Origin of the sequence: Klebsiella sp. OBRC7, assembly GCF_000293135.1 — a bacterium.
GTDB classification, from domain to species: Bacteria; Pseudomonadota; Gammaproteobacteria; order Enterobacterales; family Enterobacteriaceae; genus Klebsiella; species Klebsiella michiganensis.
Genome location: NZ_ALNJ01000058.1, coordinates 1 through 19,273, shown reverse-complemented (window position 1 = coordinate 19,273; position 19,273 = coordinate 1). Strand labels below are relative to the sequence as shown.

22 protein-coding genes and 3 pseudogenes are annotated in these 19,273 nt (G+C 49.7%); 12 read left to right on the top strand and 13 right to left on the bottom strand.

Translation table 11 applies throughout. The annotated features are described in order from the left end of the window. Positions 1-546, top strand: a pseudogene (locus HMPREF1144_RS12405) (IS1 family transposase); the annotation flags it as partial. Between the two features lie 10 nt (positions 547-556). On the opposite strand, the gene HMPREF1144_RS32975 reads toward HMPREF1144_RS12405, so the two are convergent. The 4 genes from HMPREF1144_RS32975 to HMPREF1144_RS12390 form a co-directional block, all read right to left on the bottom strand. Continuing rightward, positions 557-709, bottom strand: a complete 153-nt coding sequence (locus tag HMPREF1144_RS32975; RefSeq protein WP_177974068.1) for a hypothetical protein — start codon at positions 707-709, stop codon at positions 557-559. A gap of 151 nt (positions 710-860) precedes the next feature. After that, entirely contained in the window at positions 861-1,049 is a 189-nt protein-coding gene (locus HMPREF1144_RS12400; protein ID WP_007372207.1) for a hypothetical protein, read from the bottom strand. A gap of 35 nt (positions 1,050-1,084) precedes the next feature. Beyond that, positions 1,085-2,275 carry a hypothetical protein gene (locus HMPREF1144_RS12395; protein ID WP_009652915.1) on the bottom strand — a complete coding sequence of 397 codons (1,191 nt, stop codon included), beginning with the start codon at positions 2,273-2,275 and terminating at the stop codon, positions 1,085-1,087. Positions 2,276-2,387: 112 nt separating this feature from the next. Continuing rightward, the gene (locus tag HMPREF1144_RS12390; protein WP_016241897.1) at positions 2,388-2,786 is read right to left on the bottom strand and encodes a hypothetical protein; all 399 of its coding nucleotides are present in this window, start codon (positions 2,784-2,786) and stop codon (positions 2,388-2,390) included. Positions 2,787-2,946: 160 nt separating this feature from the next. Here HMPREF1144_RS12390 and HMPREF1144_RS12385 point away from each other — a divergent pair, with 160 nt between their 5' ends. The 4 genes and pseudogenes from HMPREF1144_RS12385 to HMPREF1144_RS12370 form a co-directional block, all read left to right on the top strand. Then, positions 2,947-3,453 carry a hypothetical protein gene (locus HMPREF1144_RS12385; protein WP_007372203.1) on the top strand — a complete coding sequence of 169 codons (507 nt, stop codon included), beginning with the start codon at positions 2,947-2,949 and terminating at the stop codon, positions 3,451-3,453. Between the two features lie 468 nt (positions 3,454-3,921). After that, positions 3,922-4,164: pseudogene (locus tag HMPREF1144_RS12380) on the top strand (transposase); the annotation flags it as partial. A gap of 230 nt (positions 4,165-4,394) precedes the next feature. Continuing rightward, the gene (locus tag HMPREF1144_RS12375; RefSeq protein WP_008786676.1) at positions 4,395-5,735 is read left to right on the top strand and encodes an IS110 family transposase; all 1,341 of its coding nucleotides are present in this window, start codon (positions 4,395-4,397) and stop codon (positions 5,733-5,735) included. Then, positions 5,734-6,657, top strand: a pseudogene (locus HMPREF1144_RS12370) (IS3 family transposase); the annotation flags it as partial. The gene HMPREF1144_RS12375 and the pseudogene HMPREF1144_RS12370, both read left to right, overlap by 2 nt. Before the next feature lie 152 nt (positions 6,658-6,809). On the opposite strand, the gene HMPREF1144_RS12365 reads toward HMPREF1144_RS12370, so the two are convergent. From HMPREF1144_RS12365 to HMPREF1144_RS12355, 3 genes are all read right to left on the bottom strand, one after another. Beyond that, positions 6,810-7,235 (bottom strand): hypothetical protein, encoded by a 426-nt coding sequence (locus HMPREF1144_RS12365; RefSeq protein WP_016241518.1) that lies wholly within the window; start codon positions 7,233-7,235, stop codon positions 6,810-6,812. A gap of 13 nt (positions 7,236-7,248) precedes the next feature. After that, entirely contained in the window at positions 7,249-7,677 is a 429-nt protein-coding gene (locus HMPREF1144_RS33625) for a hypothetical protein (protein ID WP_032155219.1), read from the bottom strand. Between the two features lie 133 nt (positions 7,678-7,810). Next, positions 7,811-8,125 (bottom strand): hypothetical protein, encoded by a 315-nt coding sequence (locus tag HMPREF1144_RS12355; RefSeq protein WP_009652923.1) that lies wholly within the window; start codon positions 8,123-8,125, stop codon positions 7,811-7,813. Positions 8,126-8,940: 815 nt separating this feature from the next. On the opposite strand from HMPREF1144_RS12355, the gene parM reads away from it, so the two are divergent. Next, positions 8,941-9,951: a plasmid segregation protein ParM domain-containing protein gene (parM, locus tag HMPREF1144_RS12350; protein ID WP_223883253.1), complete on the top strand. Its 1,011-nt coding sequence runs from the start codon at positions 8,941-8,943 to the stop codon at positions 9,949-9,951. 13 nt (positions 9,952-9,964) lie between these two features. Continuing rightward, positions 9,965-10,351 (top strand): plasmid partitioning/stability family protein, encoded by a 387-nt coding sequence (locus tag HMPREF1144_RS12345; RefSeq protein ID WP_009652914.1) that lies wholly within the window; start codon positions 9,965-9,967, stop codon positions 10,349-10,351. A gap of 26 nt (positions 10,352-10,377) precedes the next feature. Here the strand turns inward: HMPREF1144_RS12345 and HMPREF1144_RS12340 are convergent, their stop codons facing one another. Then, the gene (locus HMPREF1144_RS12340) at positions 10,378-10,734 is read right to left on the bottom strand and encodes a GntR family transcriptional regulator (RefSeq protein ID WP_242529909.1); all 357 of its coding nucleotides are present in this window, start codon (positions 10,732-10,734) and stop codon (positions 10,378-10,380) included. A 160-nt stretch (positions 10,735-10,894) separates the two neighbouring features. Here HMPREF1144_RS12340 and hdeB point away from each other — a divergent pair, with 160 nt between their 5' ends. After that, a complete protein-coding gene (gene hdeB / locus HMPREF1144_RS12335; protein ID WP_007372196.1) occupies positions 10,895-11,146 on the top strand; it encodes an acid-activated periplasmic chaperone HdeB in 252 nt (83 codons plus the stop codon). A 51-nt stretch (positions 11,147-11,197) separates the two neighbouring features. On the opposite strand, the gene HMPREF1144_RS12330 is transcribed toward hdeB, so the two are convergent. From HMPREF1144_RS12330 to HMPREF1144_RS12310, 5 genes are read right to left on the bottom strand one after another with little or no spacing between them, the layout of a single operon-like run. Next, positions 11,198-12,001, bottom strand: a complete 804-nt coding sequence (locus HMPREF1144_RS12330) for an MIP/aquaporin family protein (protein WP_007372195.1) — start codon at positions 11,999-12,001, stop codon at positions 11,198-11,200. Positions 12,002-12,054: 53 nt separating this feature from the next. Further along, complete coding sequence (locus tag HMPREF1144_RS12325; protein ID WP_007372194.1) at positions 12,055-13,866, bottom strand: diol dehydratase reactivase subunit alpha; 1,812 nt, start codon at positions 13,864-13,866, stop codon at positions 12,055-12,057. A gap of 10 nt (positions 13,867-13,876) precedes the next feature. Next, positions 13,877-14,305 carry a diol dehydratase small subunit gene (locus HMPREF1144_RS12320; RefSeq protein ID WP_007372193.1) on the bottom strand — a complete coding sequence of 143 codons (429 nt, stop codon included), beginning with the start codon at positions 14,303-14,305 and terminating at the stop codon, positions 13,877-13,879. A 2-nt stretch (positions 14,306-14,307) separates the two neighbouring features. Further along, positions 14,308-14,892 (bottom strand): propanediol/glycerol family dehydratase medium subunit, encoded by a 585-nt coding sequence (locus HMPREF1144_RS12315; RefSeq protein ID WP_009652918.1) that lies wholly within the window; start codon positions 14,890-14,892, stop codon positions 14,308-14,310. 11 nt (positions 14,893-14,903) lie between these two features. Next, positions 14,904-16,571: a propanediol/glycerol family dehydratase large subunit gene (locus tag HMPREF1144_RS12310; RefSeq protein WP_016241522.1), complete on the bottom strand. Its 1,668-nt coding sequence runs from the start codon at positions 16,569-16,571 to the stop codon at positions 14,904-14,906. 392 nt (positions 16,572-16,963) lie between these two features. Here HMPREF1144_RS12310 and HMPREF1144_RS12305 point away from each other — a divergent pair, with 392 nt between their 5' ends. The 4 genes from HMPREF1144_RS12305 to HMPREF1144_RS12290 all read left to right on the top strand — a co-directional run. Next, positions 16,964-17,392 carry a GlcG/HbpS family heme-binding protein gene (locus HMPREF1144_RS12305; protein ID WP_007372190.1) on the top strand — a complete coding sequence of 143 codons (429 nt, stop codon included), beginning with the start codon at positions 16,964-16,966 and terminating at the stop codon, positions 17,390-17,392. A gap of 22 nt (positions 17,393-17,414) precedes the next feature. Next, the gene (gene dhaT / locus HMPREF1144_RS12300) at positions 17,415-18,578 is read left to right on the top strand and encodes a 1,3-propanediol dehydrogenase (RefSeq protein WP_007372189.1); all 1,164 of its coding nucleotides are present in this window, start codon (positions 17,415-17,417) and stop codon (positions 18,576-18,578) included. Between the two features lie 16 nt (positions 18,579-18,594). Beyond that, a complete protein-coding gene (locus HMPREF1144_RS12295; protein ID WP_007372188.1) occupies positions 18,595-18,948 on the top strand; it encodes a glycerol dehydratase reactivase beta/small subunit family protein in 354 nt (117 codons plus the stop codon). Beyond that, positions 18,949-19,273: ATP:cob(I)alamin adenosyltransferase (locus HMPREF1144_RS12290; RefSeq protein WP_009652916.1), on the top strand; the 325-nt coding region annotated here is incomplete at its 3' end. It lies immediately after the preceding gene.

Here is a 19,273-nt window from a genome sequence, read left to right as displayed (position 1 = left end):
TACGCACCAGAAAATCATTGATATGGCCATGAATGGCGTTGGATGCCGGGCAACCGCCCGCATTATGGGCGTTGGCCTCAACACGATTTTCCGCCATTTAAAAAACTCAGGCCGCAGTCGGTAACCTCGCGCATACAGCCGGGCAGTGACGTCATCGTCTGCGCGGAAATGGACGAACAGTGGGGATACGTCGGGGCTAAATCGCGCCAGCGCTGGCTGTTTTACGCGTATGACAGGCTCCGGAAGACGGTTGTGGCGCACGTATTCGGTGAACGCACTCTGGCCACACTGGAGCGTCTTCTGAGCCTGCTGTCGGCCTTTGAGGTCGTGGTATGGATGACGGATGGCTGGCCGCTGTATGAATCCCGCCTGAAGGGAAAGCTGCACGTTATCAGCAAGCGTTACACTCAGCGCATTGAGCGACATAACCTGAATCTGAGACAACATCTGGCAAGGCTGGGACGGAAGTCACTGTCGTTCTCAAAATCGGTGGAGCTGCATGACAAGGTCATCGGGCATTATCTGAACATAAAACACTATCATTAAGTTGGAGTCATTACCAAGCATTACTAGCACCATCAGCTTCCATCTTTAGCAAGTAATCGGTAACTGAACCAACTTCACCTTGTTCGGTGATCAAGATGGGGAGCTGACTTTTAATGCCAGTATTATCTTCTACGATAGTTGCTTTGACTTTAACCGATGACAAGGTTCATTCCTTTATACACGTTAAACATACAATACACTATAATTCTAAAGAGTTTATTGTCAAATAAAAAGGCAGATTTCTCTGCCTTAATACACAATATACATAGTTCAAGGTACTATATATAACTTAAGGGCGTTTTATTTTTGTGTGCTTATTTACCATCCGTTTCATCATCTACTTTCTGAGTCATGATTGGAGGCGGCGCTTCATTATCAATTTTCCTACGGCCTTCATCGCTGAAGAAGATTTTCCAGATAAAGTGCCCGACAAAAAGGATTCCGCATCCTATAATCAGCGCCCAGTCGAAAGTGTCAAATGGTCTGTTAAAATAATCAAACATATAGTTCTCCAGGGTAGAGTTCGTGACTAAGCCCGTTAAACGTTGTGTGGATAATTGCTCCACCAGACCGGGCAATGCAATTCATTGTTTTTTTCAGACCATCCGGCATCTATGAGTAATCTCTTCACAAAAAATGGCTGGTTTCTGAAGATATCTGTAGAAATTGATGTAGCTTTAATGACACTTCCTTTTTCACCAGGTTTTGTTGGTTTCTCGTAACGCGTTATACCGATATGCTGTAGACGTGACCTAATCGCGCCATCTGTCCTATTCATTTTCTTGGCAATCACTTCTATTGAACGATGCTCAGATAGAAGTGTAATTAAAAACTTATAGTTTCCACATACCCATTTGGCTGGTTTTTGTGGTTCTCTTTGGTTCCGTTCAGGCACTGATCTTTCCTTAATTTGTTGTGGTTTTTCACTATCACAATCAATGTCAGTTCTGGCCGGGTAATTTGAAATGGTTTTATCTGGTACGGTTTCATAGATAATTTCATTAAGCACTATATGCTTGCTCCACCAATCTGGGGCGGTAAGGTCGAATCCATCAATGTGCCAGCCGAATTCGATTAGTGGCAGGACATCAAGAAAACGTTTTTTTGATAATTTCGCAGAACTTATTTTTTTATTTAACCATATAACCGTACTAGATGAATCGTCTTCAGCGCCCACGGTAATCATTCCAAGCTCTATAAGTTGCTGAAGAGTGGATTGATGGCTTCTTAAGGTAAGCTCGGCAAGTGCCGTTTTACTGATACCATGTTGTATCGCCTTAAGTAAGACCCGAGTATCGTCAGGAGTCCACGGTTTACCGGTAATGAGGTGTGAAGATGTTTTCTTATGTAGCTGATCAGTATCCTCATCTTCGGGTACTAACAGGCTTGTGTTTCTTGTTCGCCACCATTCTGGAGAGTACAGAACATTTTCACCATTTATGCAGTGTGCTACCCATCCATTATCTAGCAGGGTTTTAAGAGTTATACCTGAAGCTGGTTCAGCCGGTGGCACTCTGATTGAAGAGTTAGGCTTGAGGGTAATTTCGTTAGGCTCGGAGAGATTTTCTCTTATGAGAAGGTATAAATCCAACTCGATACATCTTAACTGGATTATCCTTTCATTGTATCCAAGAATGGACGTAAGCGCTGCAAATGAGTAACCATCCTTAAGCCCTTTTATAAGCTTCAGATCTTCAGCTGGTGACCATGACGGTAATTTCTTCTTCATTCACTTGCCTTAGAGTGAACTAAATATTTCTGATATTACTTGTAAATCAATAATTCTTGAATCGAGAATGGGGGCGTTTTGAGGTGTATAAATCGCACTTAGACTCGACCATTTAGTATCCGTGGTTGAAGAGCTCCTCAACTCCAGCATTTACGACATCCTGGTTTCCAGGGATGTAACGTGGCCAGCCTTCTACCTCTTTGATGTTCTTAACGATAACTCCTTCGAAGCCAAATTGATCTGCCGATATATCAACAATATGGAATTCATCGTTGTTGGAGATCTCACACCAGTAATGACCGAACCCGCCATACATAGTGAATAACCCGCCGTCAGATTTCCCATCGCCACCTCTAATCACAGCTGATAACCCTTTGCTATGTGCCAGACGAGCTAATAGCAGACTGGCAAATAGGCATGTGCCCGTTGTGTCATCGGTATCACAGTCAGCGAGGATACCGTTCAGTAATGCCCGTGCTTCAGTCGCAACATCATTAATGAGGTTTTTCATCAGGGTTACTTATCGCAAATCGGTTTCAGGGGATTCTGCCAGACAGGCCGTAGCGTGACAATTTTTTATGACCCCAATAGGGGGCGAAATTAACGGGTCTTAGAATTTCGTCACCGATGAATGTTGCGTTAATCTTTTTTTATATAAAGAGGAGCTAACCATGAATAAAATGAAGTACAGTGCAGTATTGAATGAATGGAATTTTAAGTATGATTCTGCTGAAAGATTCGGTGACTCACACTTTCTTTATATCCATAATTTCATGAACGATCAGAGCCAGTTACTTGGTATTATCATAGCTGATTTTTTGAAGGTTCCTCAGATAGAACTTCTTCCTATTCAGACCGCCATAGATAACCTTGTAAGGTTATTAAAGGTTCAGACATCCAGGTCGTTAACGTCTGATGAGGGTGTTGATCTTGCTCAATTCCTCACTCAGTACCTCAGACAGACACAATCTTATGCTGCGGTTTCAAGTATGTGTCCGGTTGGTCAAAAGTTGAATTTTTTCCTGAACATCTACCCAAGAAAAGGTAATAAAGAGTTTTCTTTTCGATTATTCGCAATCACCACACTCAATGAAATTACAAGCGTGTCTGAATTTGTTGAAATGGCACATAGTACTCAACAAAGTGATCTGATTAATAATCCTGGTTATTTTGTTTGATTACTAAATAATTCCATATTGAAATCATTAACCATCACTTAACAGTGATGGTTTTTTGTTTTATTTCAATTATCTTTTTGTTCGATATGACTATCTGCTTTTTATAATCTGATTTCACTTACTATCATGCTGATACTACTAGGTAAAATGGTCGTGATGACTTTAATTCATGCTATTCCATTGAGATTTGTGTTTACAATCAATAAAAATATTGTTAATAAAATGTAATCCTTAACATAAATCAACATGGATATGGAACCTACACTACAATGGCAAAGAAAAACATACATCAGGAAGAGATTGTATTCGCGAAGAAACAGCTTGTTCTCCTTGCAACATTAAAAGGGAAGGTAAGTGAATTGATTCTAAAGTGGGAAGGGAACATTGGAGCTGAGACTCCTGACTTGAATCGCCACGGGTTTAACAGACACCTCAGAGTCATTTAAGATGGCTTAAAGAGAGGTGCCCATGAGCAGTAAGCGTTATCCCGAAGAGTTTAAAATTGAAGCAGTCAAACAGGTTGTTGATCGCGGTTATTCTGTTGCCAGCGTTGCAACACGTCTCGATATCACCACCCACAGCCTTTACGCCTGGATAAAGAAGTACGGTCCGGATTCTTCCACTAATAAAGAACAGTCAGATGTTCAGGCCGAGATCCGCCGTCTCCAGAAAGAGCTGAAACGGGTTACCGACGAACGGGACATATTAAAAAACTGTCCATGGGTGAAACCCCGTCCTGAGTCTCAGAAACTCCCCGGAAAAGTTGGCAGGCTAATTTAGCGAAGGAAGCAGCCGTCGGCCTTTTGGTGGTATGACCCCGTAAAAAAACATGGTTCAGGGACTGTGGCGGATCCGGCAGTGGTGACTTTGATCCCGTTCAGGAAGGTGATTTCTCCGTCGTCCCCTCCTTCGTTCATCGAAAAATGAGCAAGGAGATTTCCATGAAAAAATCCTCCCGAATGTCTGTTATCCATCCTCATGCTGCGGGCGTTGATATTGGCGCTGAATTCCACGTAGTCGCCGTTCCACCGGATGCTGACGCCGAGCCGGTCAGAACTTTTCAAAGTTTCACTGGCGACCTTCATCGGATGTCCGACTGGCTCAAAACCTGTCACATTACGACCATTGCCATGGAGTCCACTGGCGTTTACTGGTTGCCTGCTTTTGAGATCCTTGAGGCTGCGGGTTTCAATGTGATCCTTGTTAATGCCAGAGACGCAAAAAATGTTCCCGGTCGCAAGACTGATGTCAATGACGCACAGTGGCTGCAGAAGCTGCATTCATTTGGCCTTCTTCGGGCCAGTTTCAGACCTGAACACGACATTTCCGTACTCAGGTCTTATTTGAGACAACGGGAACGCCTGACTGAATACCGGGCTGCTCATATCCAACATATGCAGAAGGCGTTGATGCAGATGAATGTTCAATTGCATCATGCCGTATCGGATATTACTGGCGTTACCGGTCTTTCAATCGTCAGAGCTATTGTCAGTGGTGAGCGCGATCCTTCAGTATTGATCCAGTATCGTGATGTCAGATGTAAAAAGACGCCAGAGGTTCTTCAACAGGCACTGACAGGGAACTGGCAGCCTGAACATCTTTTTGCACTTGAACAGTCGGTGGCATTTTTCGATTTTTACCAGGAAAAAATCCGTGAGTGTGATGATCAAATCGAAACTTCATTATTGCAGCTCAGCACCGGAACTGAAGAGCCTGAAGGAGTATTGCCCTCCGCCAGACATCGTACAAAACAGCCCAATCAGCTTTCCTTTGATGTCAGGCCATTACTCTGGAAAATTACCGGAGCAGACCTGACACAGATACATGGGTTCGGACCTTATCTGGCACTAAAATTCGTTGCCGAATGCGGTACTGACATGAATCGCTGGCCGGATGCGAGCCATTTTACCTCGTGGCTGTGTTTGTCCCCGGGGAATAAGATCTCCGGTGGAAAAGTACTGTCCTCGAAAACACGGCGTTCATCCAGTCGAATTGCTGCTGCACTAAGACTGGCAGCCACAACAATTGGCCGGAGCGATACAGCGCTGGGTGCTTTTTATCGTCGATTATCATCCCGTATCGGGAAAGCAAAAGCAGTCACTGCAACGGCAAGAAAACTGGCAATACTGTTCTACAATGCCCTTAAATACGGTCAGAAATATGTCGATCCTGGCGCGGATTATTATGAAGAGCGCTACCGTAATCGCGTACTCGACGGGCTTAAACGAAGGGCAAAATCACTGGGTTACTCTCTCCAGCAAGATCCCGAGTTATGCGTGTGAACCGGGAGTTTCTCAGGAAAGCCGCGGCGTACTTCGCAAAGCTGTCCGACTGAGGTACGCCTTTATCCGTGACAACACCTGTTGCTGGCCTGTTCGCCTGCTCTGTCGGGTGCTGGATGTTCATCCCAGTGGTTTTTACGCCTGGCTTCAGCAGCCGCATTCACAACGCCATCAGGCAGACCTGAGACTGACAGGACAGATTAAACAGTTCTGGCTGGAATCGGGATGCGTCTATGGTTATCGTAAAATCCATCTGGATCTGCGGGACAGCGGGCAACAGTGCGGAGTGAACAGAGTCTGGCGACTGATGAAACGTGTCGGGATAAAGGCTCAGGTCGGATACCGGAGCCCGCGGGCACGTAAAGGCGAGGCCAGTATCGTGTCGCCCAACAGGCTCCAGCGACAGTTCAATCCGGATGCTCCGAATGAGCGTTGGGTAACGGATATAACCTACATCAGAACCCACGAAGGCTGGCTGTATCTTGCCGTGGTTGTTGATCTGTTCTCACGCAAAATTATCGGCTGGTCCATGCAATCCCGGATGGCAAAGGACATTGTCCTGAACGCACTGCTGATGGCTGTATGGCGGCGTAATCCCCAAAAACAGGTGCTGGTTCATTCGGATCAGGGCAGTCAGTACACAAGCCATGAGTGGCAGTCGTTCCTGAAATCACACGGCCTGGAGGGCAGCATGAGCCGTCGCGGTAACTGCCATGATAATGCGGTTGCAGAAAGCTTTTTCCAATTGTTGAAACGCGAACGGATAAAGAAAAAGATCTACGGAACGCGGGAAGAAGCCCGCAGCGATATTTTTGATTACATCGAAATGTTTTATAACAGTAAGCGTCGGCATGGTTCTAGCGATCAGATTTCACCGACAGAATATGAAAACCAGTATTATCAACGGCTCGGAAGTGTCTAGATTATCCGTGGCGATTCAACTATCATCTTTTAATGAACCAACTTGAGTCAGTAGAAAAGCAAATATTTTCTAAGATTGGTGCTTGGAAAAAGACATCTTTGCTTTGAGTGTCAGTGAAGAAAAACTTTATGAACAAACTTAATCCTCCTGCTTTATGTAATTCTTTTTTTACCAGGGATTTCTAGGAGAATCTTAGTCCATAACCCATCTGTCATAAAATCAATTATCGAGTCTGATATCATGGCTTTATTTGCAATTCTTTGAGCAGTGTAAATTGCCTGACTTTTATCTTCGATAAAGATGCCATGAGGCACTAGACTAACATTATCTTCGGTTTTCCTTGCCCACATGCGGAGGCGGTAATCTATTATGTATTCGTCATACTCTATCCACAGATGAGGTCGAATTATCTGGCCAGTTCCAGCCAACGTTACTTCTCCAACGATGCGCTGGTGCGGTATACAGAATCTATCTAGCAGGCAACTTACAACCATAGTATGACCATCACATTCGAGTGGAAGTACATCATATTTATGTAACAGCTCGCAGACATAAGCAACTTCAGGGGTTATGAACATTTACGGCCTCATATTAGACGGGGAGGGTGCTTAATTGGTCATTAAGCCTAAGTGATGATGGAGCCCAGTAGCCGGAACCGCACATCCACCGTTCACCAGGAAATGAAAAACCCTCTCTGATAAGAAACTCCCTAAGTTCGGTGCTGATGACATTCTCAACCTTTAAGATGTAGTTATTTGTCTCAGCTGCTTCTTTTAATTTCGAGAGTAACTGTCTGAAAAATCCTTTGCCTGGGGTCTTCACTGAAATGGTTGCGACTACCAGTACCGACGAACCGAGGTATGACATTTTTCCCGTCCGGGCACGGATGTATAACTCATCTACTAACTGAAGACCTTGAACCTTCATTGATTTTGAATGAAAGATGCTTTTTTTTGCTTCAACCATTAAGTGAGTGAATGATTGAAGGATCTTATTGATGTCTCTGTCATGACAACTCATATAATCACCAAATTAAATCAGCATAATAAATTGCACAGTGTATAGCGTAACTTTTCAATAAAGTTGATGCTTTGAAATAAAAGCAACAATACATAATCTTTGTGTCTTATTGGCTAAGGTTGTTATGTAATTATCAGAGGTTTTTAATCCTTTCTAAAGATGCTAGATATGCTTCATAGTTATCTCCAAATTTTTTCTTTGCCCGTCTTACTCTCATCTTTTCTGCCAGTTCACTCTTATGCTCGGTCTGGTATTTTTTATTGTTTTGGAGTTTTACACCTGCACCGGAACCGGCAGCATAATTTCTGTTTTTATCGCTAATGCACAACTTGCATTTACTTTTAAGGCCAAACTTACCCTTAAGTTCCTTACCGAATTCTTCGAAGGGTTTAACCTGATTGCATCCTTTACAGCGTTTGCACCCAGAGGGGAGATCTTCATTAGCCATGTCTAGTTCCAGTGGTTAAAGGTAATGAACTGCATTTTACTGCAAACAGGCACTTCCAACCATAAAATCGACTACTTAACCATAATTCAACATAAGGTTCATTAAGCGCACCAAGGTAAGGTGTTGATTGTTAAGGGTTTATCAGGGGGTTCTCTTGACTTGTTGGTATCCTCGGACTCAGGCTGTTACGTATCCTGTGACTAACTGAGCCCCGTCCGTGGTGACCAGTTAACAGATTCTCCAAGGAACCTTGTTAACGCTGCTTTAGCATACTGAGGCTTTGAGTAGTATCTGGGAAACCAGCCATCATAAGTTTGTGTGCCATTGCGCCGGTATTCTGGCCTGACTGACAGCTTACATCCATTACCATCAGTAGAAATACAAAAAGTGTACCCATCAACAGAATCAGAAGTAAGCAGAATGGATGTCATTGGGGATACCTCATTATTGAACTAACCAGAAACTACAATGGTGATCCGACATGGTTTCCTCGATTTTACCGACTGAGCTGTCATATAGCGATACCTTTTATTCTTAGGTTCTCTTGCAGTATTGGCTATCGATTGTCACAATTTAGTCTGGTGGCACTGGTTCATTTTTCGGGTGGTTTGTTACTTTTTCCGTTGGTGTTCCAGGGCTACCGACCTCTGCATGTACGTATACATCCCTCTTTCTCGTTTACCCCGCCAGATTTCAATCCGATAGAATCGTTCCTGTTTTACTCACTCGTAATTCACTTTTCATAGTCATTTTGTGGACATTAAACGTGCGCTACAGGTGCGCATTCCTTGCTTCAGGATGGCTTACTATCTAAAATGGCAGAGATTTTTGATACTTTTGAACATTTTAATGAGGTATATACCATGATGAACATCGCTTGTGATGACGGCTCAACGAACGTAAAACTTGCCTGGATTGAGAATGGTGAAATCAAAACTCATGTTTCGCAGAACGCCTTCCGCGAAGGCTGGGCTACTCCACTCGCATTTGGTGGTAAAACTATCTACAACTATCTCATTGATGGGCGGAAATTTACTCACGACATTGGTTCAACATCTGCAATTACAACAACGCATACCTCTTTCCAGTTCGACGCTGTAAGTCGCGTAGCAATTCATCATGCCCTTTTGACTTCCGGTCTTGAGCCACAGGATGTTGAACTTACAGTGACACTGCCGGTGGCCATGTTCTTCACGAGCGATGCGCAGTTGAACGAAGCTAATATTGAAAAGAAAAAGGCCAACGTTATGGGCCCAATAACCCTGAATAATGGCGAAACTTTTCATGTTGTAAAAGTTAACGTAATGCCTGAATCAGTACCTGCGGCTGAATATCTGATTGATCCTAAAACAACCACGCAGCTTACACGAACCCTGGTTGTCGATCTGGGGGGAACAACCCTAGACCTGGCCATCATTCAGGGGGCAATGGAGGGCATATCTGATATCTTTGGCAACAGCGATGTTGGCGTTTCACGAGTGACAAAAGCTGTTATGGCTGCGCTCCAGGATGCCCAGTCTCCAAGTAGTTATGCCATTGCGGATATCATCATTAAAAACCGTCATGATAGAGCGTTGATTGCTTCTGCGGTCAATGATCACTCTAAAATTGATGCCATCATTGACGTTATCGATTCTGAGTCGAAAAATCTGGCCGAAGCTGTTGCAGCTGATATACGTCGTCAGAACAGCGTCCACAAAATCATACTGGCCGGGGGCGGTGCTGAGCTCATCCATTCTCATATTGTCGAACTATTCCCTAAGCTGGATGTCATCAAAGCGCCTGACGCGCAGCTCGCGCTCGTCAAAGCAATGGCAAGCGTCTAAACGAGGTTATGTGATGGAAGAAGATAAACGTTTACTCGTCTGGCTCCGCCCCGGCAATAATCCAGAAGACGGTAAAGCTCTTGATATTATGGAGCGCTTACCCCGCCGATCCCGGGGGGAATTTTACCGTAAGGCACTGGTAATTGCGTCTGCCTTGCATGAGCTCGACCCTCGGTTAATAAATTTGCTGGCCGCACAAACCACGACATCGTTTAATGCCGAAACGCTGAGCAACATTCTGTCGCAAACGCTGGGCATTGCCGTTGAACGGAATTCTTCACCAGTGGAAACCCAGGCCACAGGTATCCGAGCAACAACCATCATTGATTCGGATAAGCCTGCTGAGCAGAAAGAACCAATTCCTAAACCCTCCCTGATGATGCAAACCCTCAAACGTTGAATCCGAACCGGCTACTAGTAGCCGGTTTACTCACCTTGCTCGGTTAACAAGCTGAGATAGATCCGCAACCCCTTATCCAGTGACTCTCTAATGGCATCTGCTGCTGCCCCTGCATCCCTGTTTGAAAGAGCGAGTTCAAGCGACGAGAAAAATATTGGCCATTTATCCTCCGAGTCAGATTCGAACGTGTAACTCAGAGTTGGCCACAGGTTAATCCACAGTTGGGTTACAATTTTGAAAAACTCAGGCAGACCGGCGTATATGTAAAGCTTCAGCCGCAGAGTGAGGTTTAGCTGGTGCGCCAGATAAACATCCCTACGTTCATATGCGGAACGCAGCTTTTGGCACAAAGACAGGCATTCTTCAAAGCCATTGGCATCCATTTTCAGTACGGCCTTTTCTGCCAGTTCTGGCTCAATCAATCGCCTCATAATGAACCCTGTTCCATGGCTCCAGATGACAAACATGATCTCATATCAGGGACTTGTTCGCACCTTCCCTAAAGCACTCGTATTGACCGTGGCGGCTACCACATTCTGTCTGATGACCAGCCCGGCGTTCGCGGTTGAGGAAACCACGCCGCAGAATATGACCTGTCAGGAATTTATGGATATGAACCCAAAAAGCATGACCCCGGTGGCCTTCTGGGTAGTGAATCGCAACACCGACTTTAGCGGCGGCGACTATGTTGACTGGCATGAAGTCGAGACCGTTTCGGTACCGAAAATGCTGCAGGAGTGCCACAAGAACCCCGCCGCTAAACTTGGCGATCTCAGCGCGGTCATCAAAAAATAACCCCCCCGGCATCAGGCCGGGGAAACCCGCCGCGCTGCGGCGGGTCCCGCTTTACTCATCGATACCGCATTCGCACGGCAGAAAGCGGCCGATAAGCTTGCGATACAAAAACGCCCCGATAATCGCCCCCACCACCGGCGCCAGCAGCGGCACCAGAAAGTAAGGGATCGCCAGCACACCGGTAAAGGCGATCGAGCCCCACCCGGCCAGACTGGTAAACAGTTTTGGGCCGAAGTCGCGCGCCGGATTCAGCGCAAAGCCGGTTAGCGGCCCCATCGACGCGCCGATCACGGCGATCAGCAAGCCAATCAGCAACGGCGCCAGCGGCCCGCGCGGAATTCCGTTGCCGTCGTCGGTCAGGGCCATGATCATCGCCATCAGGATTGCCGTGATGGTGGTCTCAACGGCAAACGCTTGTATAAAAGTGATATGTGGATGCGGGTACGTGGAAAAGACCCCGGCCAGGTTAAGGCTGGCGGCAGTGCCGCGCACGATATGCTGACTCTGTTCAAGATCGAGAAACAGCTGGCGATAGAGCCCATACACCAGCGCGGCGGCGCAGAAGGCCCCGGCCGTCTGGGCAACAATAAACGGCAGCACCTTGCGGCGTTCAAAACAGGCGAACAGCCACAGGGCAATGGTCACCGCCGGATTAAGGTGCGCGCCGGAGACACCGGCCGTCAGGTAGATGGCCATGGCGACGCCAAGGCCCCAGATAATACTGATCTCCCACTGACCAAAGCTGGCCCCGGCGACCCGCAGCGCAGCGACGCAGCCCGCGCCGAAGAAAATGAGCAATCCGGTGCCAAGAAACTCGGCCACGCACTGCCCGGTTAAGGTAGAAGTCTGGTTCATTATCGGCATCCTGAAATAGCACGTTAAAGAGAGAGGCTGGCGCGAGCGCCCGTTTAATTCGCCTGACCGGCCAGTAGCAGCCCGGTGGCGACCGCATTGCGCGGCCCTTCTGTTCCCCGAATATTGCCCTGCCCGGCGACTACGCCATAGTGCGACAAGGCTTCCGTGATAAGCTGCGGGATCTCAAAGTCCAGCGATGAGCCGCCCACCAGCACCACAAAGGCGATATCGCGAATGGAACCGCCGGGTGAGACCTGGCGCAGCGCGCGCAGGCAGTTGGTGACAAACACTTTCTCTTTCGCCTGCCGGCGCACGAGACGAATTTTTTCCAGCGGGCTGGCGTTATCGATCGGCACCAGTTCGCCCTCCTTGATGTACACCACTTTGGCGAACACCGCCGGGCTGAGGGCTTCCCGAAAGAACTCCACCGCGCCATTCTCGTGACGAATACTGAACAGGCTTTCCACTTTGGCCAGCGGGTATTTTTTTATCGCTTCCGCCAGCGAAAGATCCTCGAGGCCCAGCTCGGTTTTAATCAACAGGCTGACCATATTCCCCGCCCCGGCGAGATGGACCGCCGTTATCTGCCCCTCCGCGTTGACGATCGCCGCATCCGTCGAGCCGGCGCCGAGATCGAGGATCGCCAGCGGCGCCGCACAGCCGGGAGTGGTTAACGCCCCGGCGATGGCCATGTTGGCCTCCACGCCGCCCACCACCACCTCGGTCTGCAGTCGGGCGCTCAGTTCGCGGGCGATAACCTGCATTTGCAGACGGTCCGCTTTCACCATCGCCGCCATCCCGACGGCATTTTCCATGGCGCACTCGCCGGCCATCCCGCCCTGCACCTTGCGCGGAATAAACGTATCCACCGCCAGCAGATCCTGGATGTATATCGCGCTCATCTCATGGCCGGTCAGGGACGCCATTACCTTTCGCACCCGCTCCAGCATGCCGCCTGCGTGCGTGCCTGCTTCACCACGAATATCACACACGGGCGCGCAGGCGCTCATCGCCTGCATAATGGCCTGCGCGCCTTGCGCTACGTCGGCTTCACCGCCACGCTTTTCACCACGGATAAAGATCTTACCCGCCGGGATCACTCTTGATCGCACATCTCCCTGCGGGGTTTTCAGCACCACAGCGGAACGGTTGCCAATCAGCGCTCTGGCGATGGGGACAATAGTTTGTGTTTCCTCAGGGGTCAGGGCAAAGAAGGTTGCGATACCGTAAGGATTCGACAGCACCCGCACCACCTGTCCCGGGGCCGCCACTTCCACCGCCGCCAGCACGCCTTCCGGCACCTTCTCCAGTAGAGTGACTTCATCAACCACCGGTATTGGCCGATGCAGGCGATTATTCACCAGCACGCCATCATCTTTTTTCAGGATGGCCGCCACCACGTTGACGCCGCGATCCAGCGCTTCATTGATAAACCAAACCGCCTCAAGGAAATCCATCTCCTCACCCACCAACGGTATCCAGCCCTGGGCAAATCGATCCTCGCTCAACGCCGCCAACTTCTCCACGGCGATGGTGGTTCCCATGCCCACGCCAACGCCGCCGGGCGTTTGCGGGTTATGACCAATCATCGTTGATTCGGTAATGATGGTTTCAGTGATGGTTTCCATCGCCACATCGCCAATCACCGGTGCGGCCTCGTTGATGCAGATTTTTGCCACGTCCTGCAGCGACCACGGCGTTTTATCCAGCGCCTGCTGCAGGGACGCGACCACCCCGGCGATATTCTCCCGCGTGCCTTTCATCCCGGTCGTGGCGACAATCCCGCTGCCGATAAACCGGCCATCCTGCGCCAACGCCACTTCAGTGGTGGCGTTGCCGATATCGATCCCTGCAATTAACGGCATGCTGCCTCCGTCACTGACTGCCTTTACGCAGCTTATTTCTCTGCTGGTATACCTCTGCCGACTCGCGGACAAACCCGGCGTTCACCGTGGCGTGCCAGGTGTGTTCCAGTTCATCGGCAATGGCCTGCAACTCGGCGAACGAAGAACGAAACGGCCTCAGTGCGTTGTAGATCTCCAGAATGCGGGCATCCGGGATCGCAATCAGTTCTGCCGCACGACGAAAATTGCGCGCCACGGCATGACGCTGCATCTGCTCGGCAATCTGCGCCTGGTACTCCAGCGTTTGCTGAGAAATACGCACATCCTGCGGCCCTACGCGGCCCGCCAGCACATTCTCAAGGGTAATGTCGGTTAGCGGCTTGCCGCCAGGCGTCCGGATTTTCTCCGGGCAGCGGGTGGCTAATGGGTAATCCTGCGCGGTCATGATGTTGTCGTTCATGGTCATTCCCTTACCAGTGCAATATGCAACGTGACAGGCGCAGCATCCTGCACCACGTGTTTGGTTTCTTTGATGTGAAACAGCGCGGCCTTGGCCATAAATTTAGGGCGCACCATCTGGTCATTGACCACTGGCACCGGCGAAGGCGACTCTTTGCGTGCATAGCGTGCGGCGTTTTTACCAATCTGACGATAGGTTTCCAGCGTCAGCAGCGGAGCCTGAGAAAACAGTTCCAGGTTACTTAGCGGCAGCAGATCGCGCTGATGAATCACCGTGGTTCCTTTCGACTGGATACCAATCCCAATGCCTGAGCCGCTGAGATTTGCCGCATCCCATGCCATAAAAGAAACATCTGAGGTGCGCAGGATCCTCACTACTCGCGCATGCAGCCCCTCTTCTTCGATGCCAGCAACCAGCTCTTTCAAAATCGCGTTGTGCGGCATATCAATCAAGGTTTTATGCTGATACTTATCAAAGGCCGGGCCGACGCCTATCACGACTTCATCCACGCGTTCGTCCGCTTTAGCCGCCTCGCCTTCGCTCACCTGTAAGATGAAAACCGGCTTACGTTCAGTTGTGCATTCCACTGTGTACCGCCTTATTCGATCGAGCCGGGCTGAACCACGCCCGCAATATTTTTAATTTCCGCCCAGCGTTCGGCACTGATGCGATAGCCGGTACCAGGTCCCTGATAATCATTGATGTCGTTGACGGCGCTGACGACGTCGAACTGGCGATCCAGAATAGCCGACGTTTGCAGGTAATCACCGGTAACACGCTGTCTCAGCATATTGAGGATGTTACTGGCGATATCTTCGAAACCGCTACGGCTTAGTGCGCCGACGATATCCAGCCCGGTGATATTGCGCTTCATCATCTCTTCCACGGCGGCCAGATCTTCCACCACATTGCGCGCGGGCATATCTTTGCTGCCGTGAGCATAAGTAGCAGCTTCGACTTCTTCATCGCTAATCAGCGGCAGGCCCAGTTCGCGGAACACTGCCTGAATGGCGCGTGCCGCCTTGTTGCGGATGGCGATGGTTTCTTCTTCGGTTACAGGACGCAGACCACCATCAACCATCAGATCGCGTTGCAGAATGTTGTAATCATCGAAGTCTTCCGCGTCGAAGTTCGACCCGGCAAACATGTTGTCGTAGTTCGGTACGGCGCTATAGCCGGAGAAGATAAAGTCGGTGCCGGGAAGCATTTGCATCAGGGTACGGGCGGTACGGCGAATATCAGAGTGGGAAAAGGTCTGGTCATTGGCGGAGGCCACTTCAAGGTCGAGCATTGAGGCAATCAGGTTTTCCGCCAGCACCGCGCGGATCCCCGACGGCACCGCGCCGGTCATGCCAATACAGCTGACCGCACCGTTTTGCAGCCCCTGTACGCCCGCGCCTTTGGTGATAAAGATGCAGCGCGACTCCAGATAGAGCATCGATTTACTCTCGGAATAGCCCATCAGCGCTTCCGAACCGGTGCCAGAGGTGTAACGCATTTTCAGTCCGCGAGACGCATAGGCCGAGGCGAGAAACGCTTTGGACCACGGCGTATCATCGCCGTCGGTAAACACAGACTCTGTACCGTATACCGACACGGTTTCGGCGTAGCTGGTTAACCCGCGCATCCCCAGCTCCAGCTCAGTCGCCTCCTCAACGGAACATTGCGTCAGCACGCCGGGGCGACCGCACTGGGAACCGACCAGCAGCGCCAGGGCGTTAAACGGCGCATAGCGGGCGATCCCGACCGTCGTTTCCTGTTCTGAAAAACCACGGATCCCCGCTTCAGCCGCATCGGCGGCAATCTGTACCGGGTTGTCTTTCAGGTTGGTGACATGGCACTGGTTGGACGGCGTGCGTCTGGCGCGCATTTTTTGCAGCGCCATCATCATTTCCACCACGTTCATTTGCGCCATCACCTCCACCGCTTTCGCCGGGGTGATAGCGGTGGTAATAGCAACAATCTCTTCCCGGCTGACGTGGATATCCACCAGCATTCTGGCGATCTCCAGCGCGTCGAGCCGCATTGCCCGTTCAGTTTCAGCCACGTTAATCGCGTAGTCGGCAATAAAACGGTCAATCATGTCGAACTCGGCGCGGCTCTTGCCGTCCAGCTCAACAATACGACCATTCTCTACCTTCACCGACGAAGCCGGATCGTAGGGGCTTTCCATGGCGATCAGTCCCTCTTCAGGCCATTCGCCAATCAGCCCATCCTGATTTACAGGGCGCTTCGCAAGCACTTCGAATCGTTTTGATCTTCTCATAGTTTATGGACTCAAAAGATAAAAAATAGGGACGCCGGGCCGTATTGCCGGGGACACACCTCCCGGCATTCGCCTTTCATCAGCAATGGCCGAACTCTAAATGAGCACAGCAATAAAAAAATAAAATTAATTTCGTTCCAATTTGGCACGTAATAAAAATTCATCGTTCCATATTGAAACGGTTCTCAGGAATATTCGTAGCGAATTGTGACGAAGTTAAATGATCATTATCAATAAACACTAATACACAAAATTAAATTAATACTTTTTAAATTTTCACCCTATTGACTTAATAACGCGCGGCGAGAAAATAAAGCCAAACCCAATGATAAAAAATAGCTGTATCGCGATATTTTCGTGACATCAGCCCTACAACATTTTCAGGAGAGACTGTGAATAAGAGCCAACCAATCGCCACCATTACGCTGGCGGCGGCGAAAAAAATGGCGCAGGCCGTCGAGGCTAAAGCGCTTGAGATCAACGTGCCGGTGGTCTTTTCCGTGGTGGATCGCGGCGGCAACACGCTGCTGATGCAACGCATGGACGACGCGTTCGTCACCAGCTGTGATATTTCTCTTAATAAAGCGTATACCGCCTGCTGTCTGCGGCAGGGGACCCATGAAATTACCGACGCGGTACAACCGGGTGCGTCACTATATGGTTTACAGCTAACGAATCAACAGCGGATCGTTATTTTTGGTGGCGGCTTACCTGTCATGTTAAACGATAAATTAATCGGTGCTGTCGGCGTAAGTGGCGGTACTGTCGAACAAGACATGTTATTAGCGCAAACCGCACTGAATTGTTTCTCTGAATTATAATTTAAATCTAAGAAGGTAAATTATGAGCTATCGTATGTTTGATTACCTGGTGCCAAATGTGAACTTTTTTGGCCCGAATGCTATTTCCGTCGTGGGCGAACGCTGCAAACTGTTGGGCGGTAAAAAAGCGCTGCTGGTGACTGATAAAGGTCTGCGAGCCATTAAGGACGGCGCGGTTGATAAAACCCTCGAACATCTGCGTGAAGCCGGTATTGACGTGGTGGTGTTTGACGGCGTCGAGCCAAACCCTAAAGACACCAACGTGCGCGACGGCCTGGACGTTTTTCGTAAAGAGCAATGCGATATCATCGTTACCGTCGGCGGTGGTAGCCCGCATGACTGCGGTAAAGGCATCGGTATCGCGGCGACGCACGAAGGCGATCTCTATAGCTATGCCGGGATTGAAACCCTGACCAATCCGCTGCCGCCGATCGTCGCGGTGAATACCACCGCCGGTACCGCCAGCGAAGTCACCCGTCACTGCGTGCTGACCAATACCAAAACCAAAGTGAAGTTTGTGATTGTCAGTTGGCGCAACCTGCCGTCGGTTTCCATTAATGACCCACTGCTGATGCTCGGCAAACCTGCGCCACTGACTGCGGCAACAGGAATGGACGCCCTGACCCACGCCGTTGAGGCCTATATTTCAAAAGATGCCAACCCGGTTACCGACGCCGCCGCTATCCAGGCAATTCGTCTGATCGCCCGCAACTTACGCCAGGCCGTAGCACTGGGCAGCAACCTGAAAGCTCGCGAGAATATGGCCTATGCCTCTTTGCTGGCGGGTATGGCCTTCAACAACGCCAACCTTGGCTACGTTCACGCGATGGCGCATCAGCTTGGCGGTCTGTACGACATGCCGCACGGCGTAGCAAATGCCGTCCTGCTGCCGCACGTGGCGCGCTATAACCTGATCGCTAATCCGGAGAAATTTGCCGACATCGCGGAGTTTATGGGTGAGAACACTGACGGTCTGTCCACCATGGATGCTGCCGAGCTGGCGATTCGCGCCATCGCTCGCCTGTCAGCCGATATCGGTATTCCGCAGCATCTGCGCGAGCTGGGCGTCAAAGAAGCCGATTTCCCGTATATGGCGGAAATGGCGCTGAAAGACGGCAATGCCTTCTCCAACCCGCGTAAAGGTAACGAGAAAGAAATTGCCGGGATCTTCCGTCAGGCATTCTGATCAATAAGGGGGCGCAATGTCACTTTCATCACCGGGCGTACATCTGTTTTATCACTCACGCTGGCAGGATACGCGCGTGCTTGATGAACTATGCTGGGGGCTGGAAGAGCAAGGCGTCCCTTGCCGGACAATCTGTTGCGACGAGCATGACTGCGCGCTGGCCCTCAGCAAGCTGGCGGCTAAAAGCTCAACGCTACGCGTGGGTCTCGGCCTCAGCGCCAGTGGTGATATTGCCCTAACCCACGCCCAGCTACCCGAGGATCGGGCGCTGGTCTGCGGGCATATCGCCGCTGGGATAGCCAGCATCCGCACGCTCGGCGCCAATGCGGGCCAACTGGTCAAAGTGCTTCCCTTCAGCGAGATAAAATAAATGTATCGCATCTATACCCGAACCGGTGATAAAGGCACGACCGCGCTATTTGGCGGCAGCCGTATCGACAAAGACGACATCCGCGTTAACGCCTATGGTACGGTGGATGAACTGATTTCCCAGCTTGGCGTCTGCTATGCCAGCTCGCGCCAGGCAGAATTACGCCAGGATCTGCATGCCATCCAGAAGATGCTGTTTGTGCTGGGGGCGGAACTCGCCAGCGATGAGAAAGGTCTCGCCCGCTTAACGCAGACGATTAACGCCGAGGATATTCAGGCGCTGGAGCAACTTATTGATCGCAATATGGCGCAGAGCGGCCCCCTGA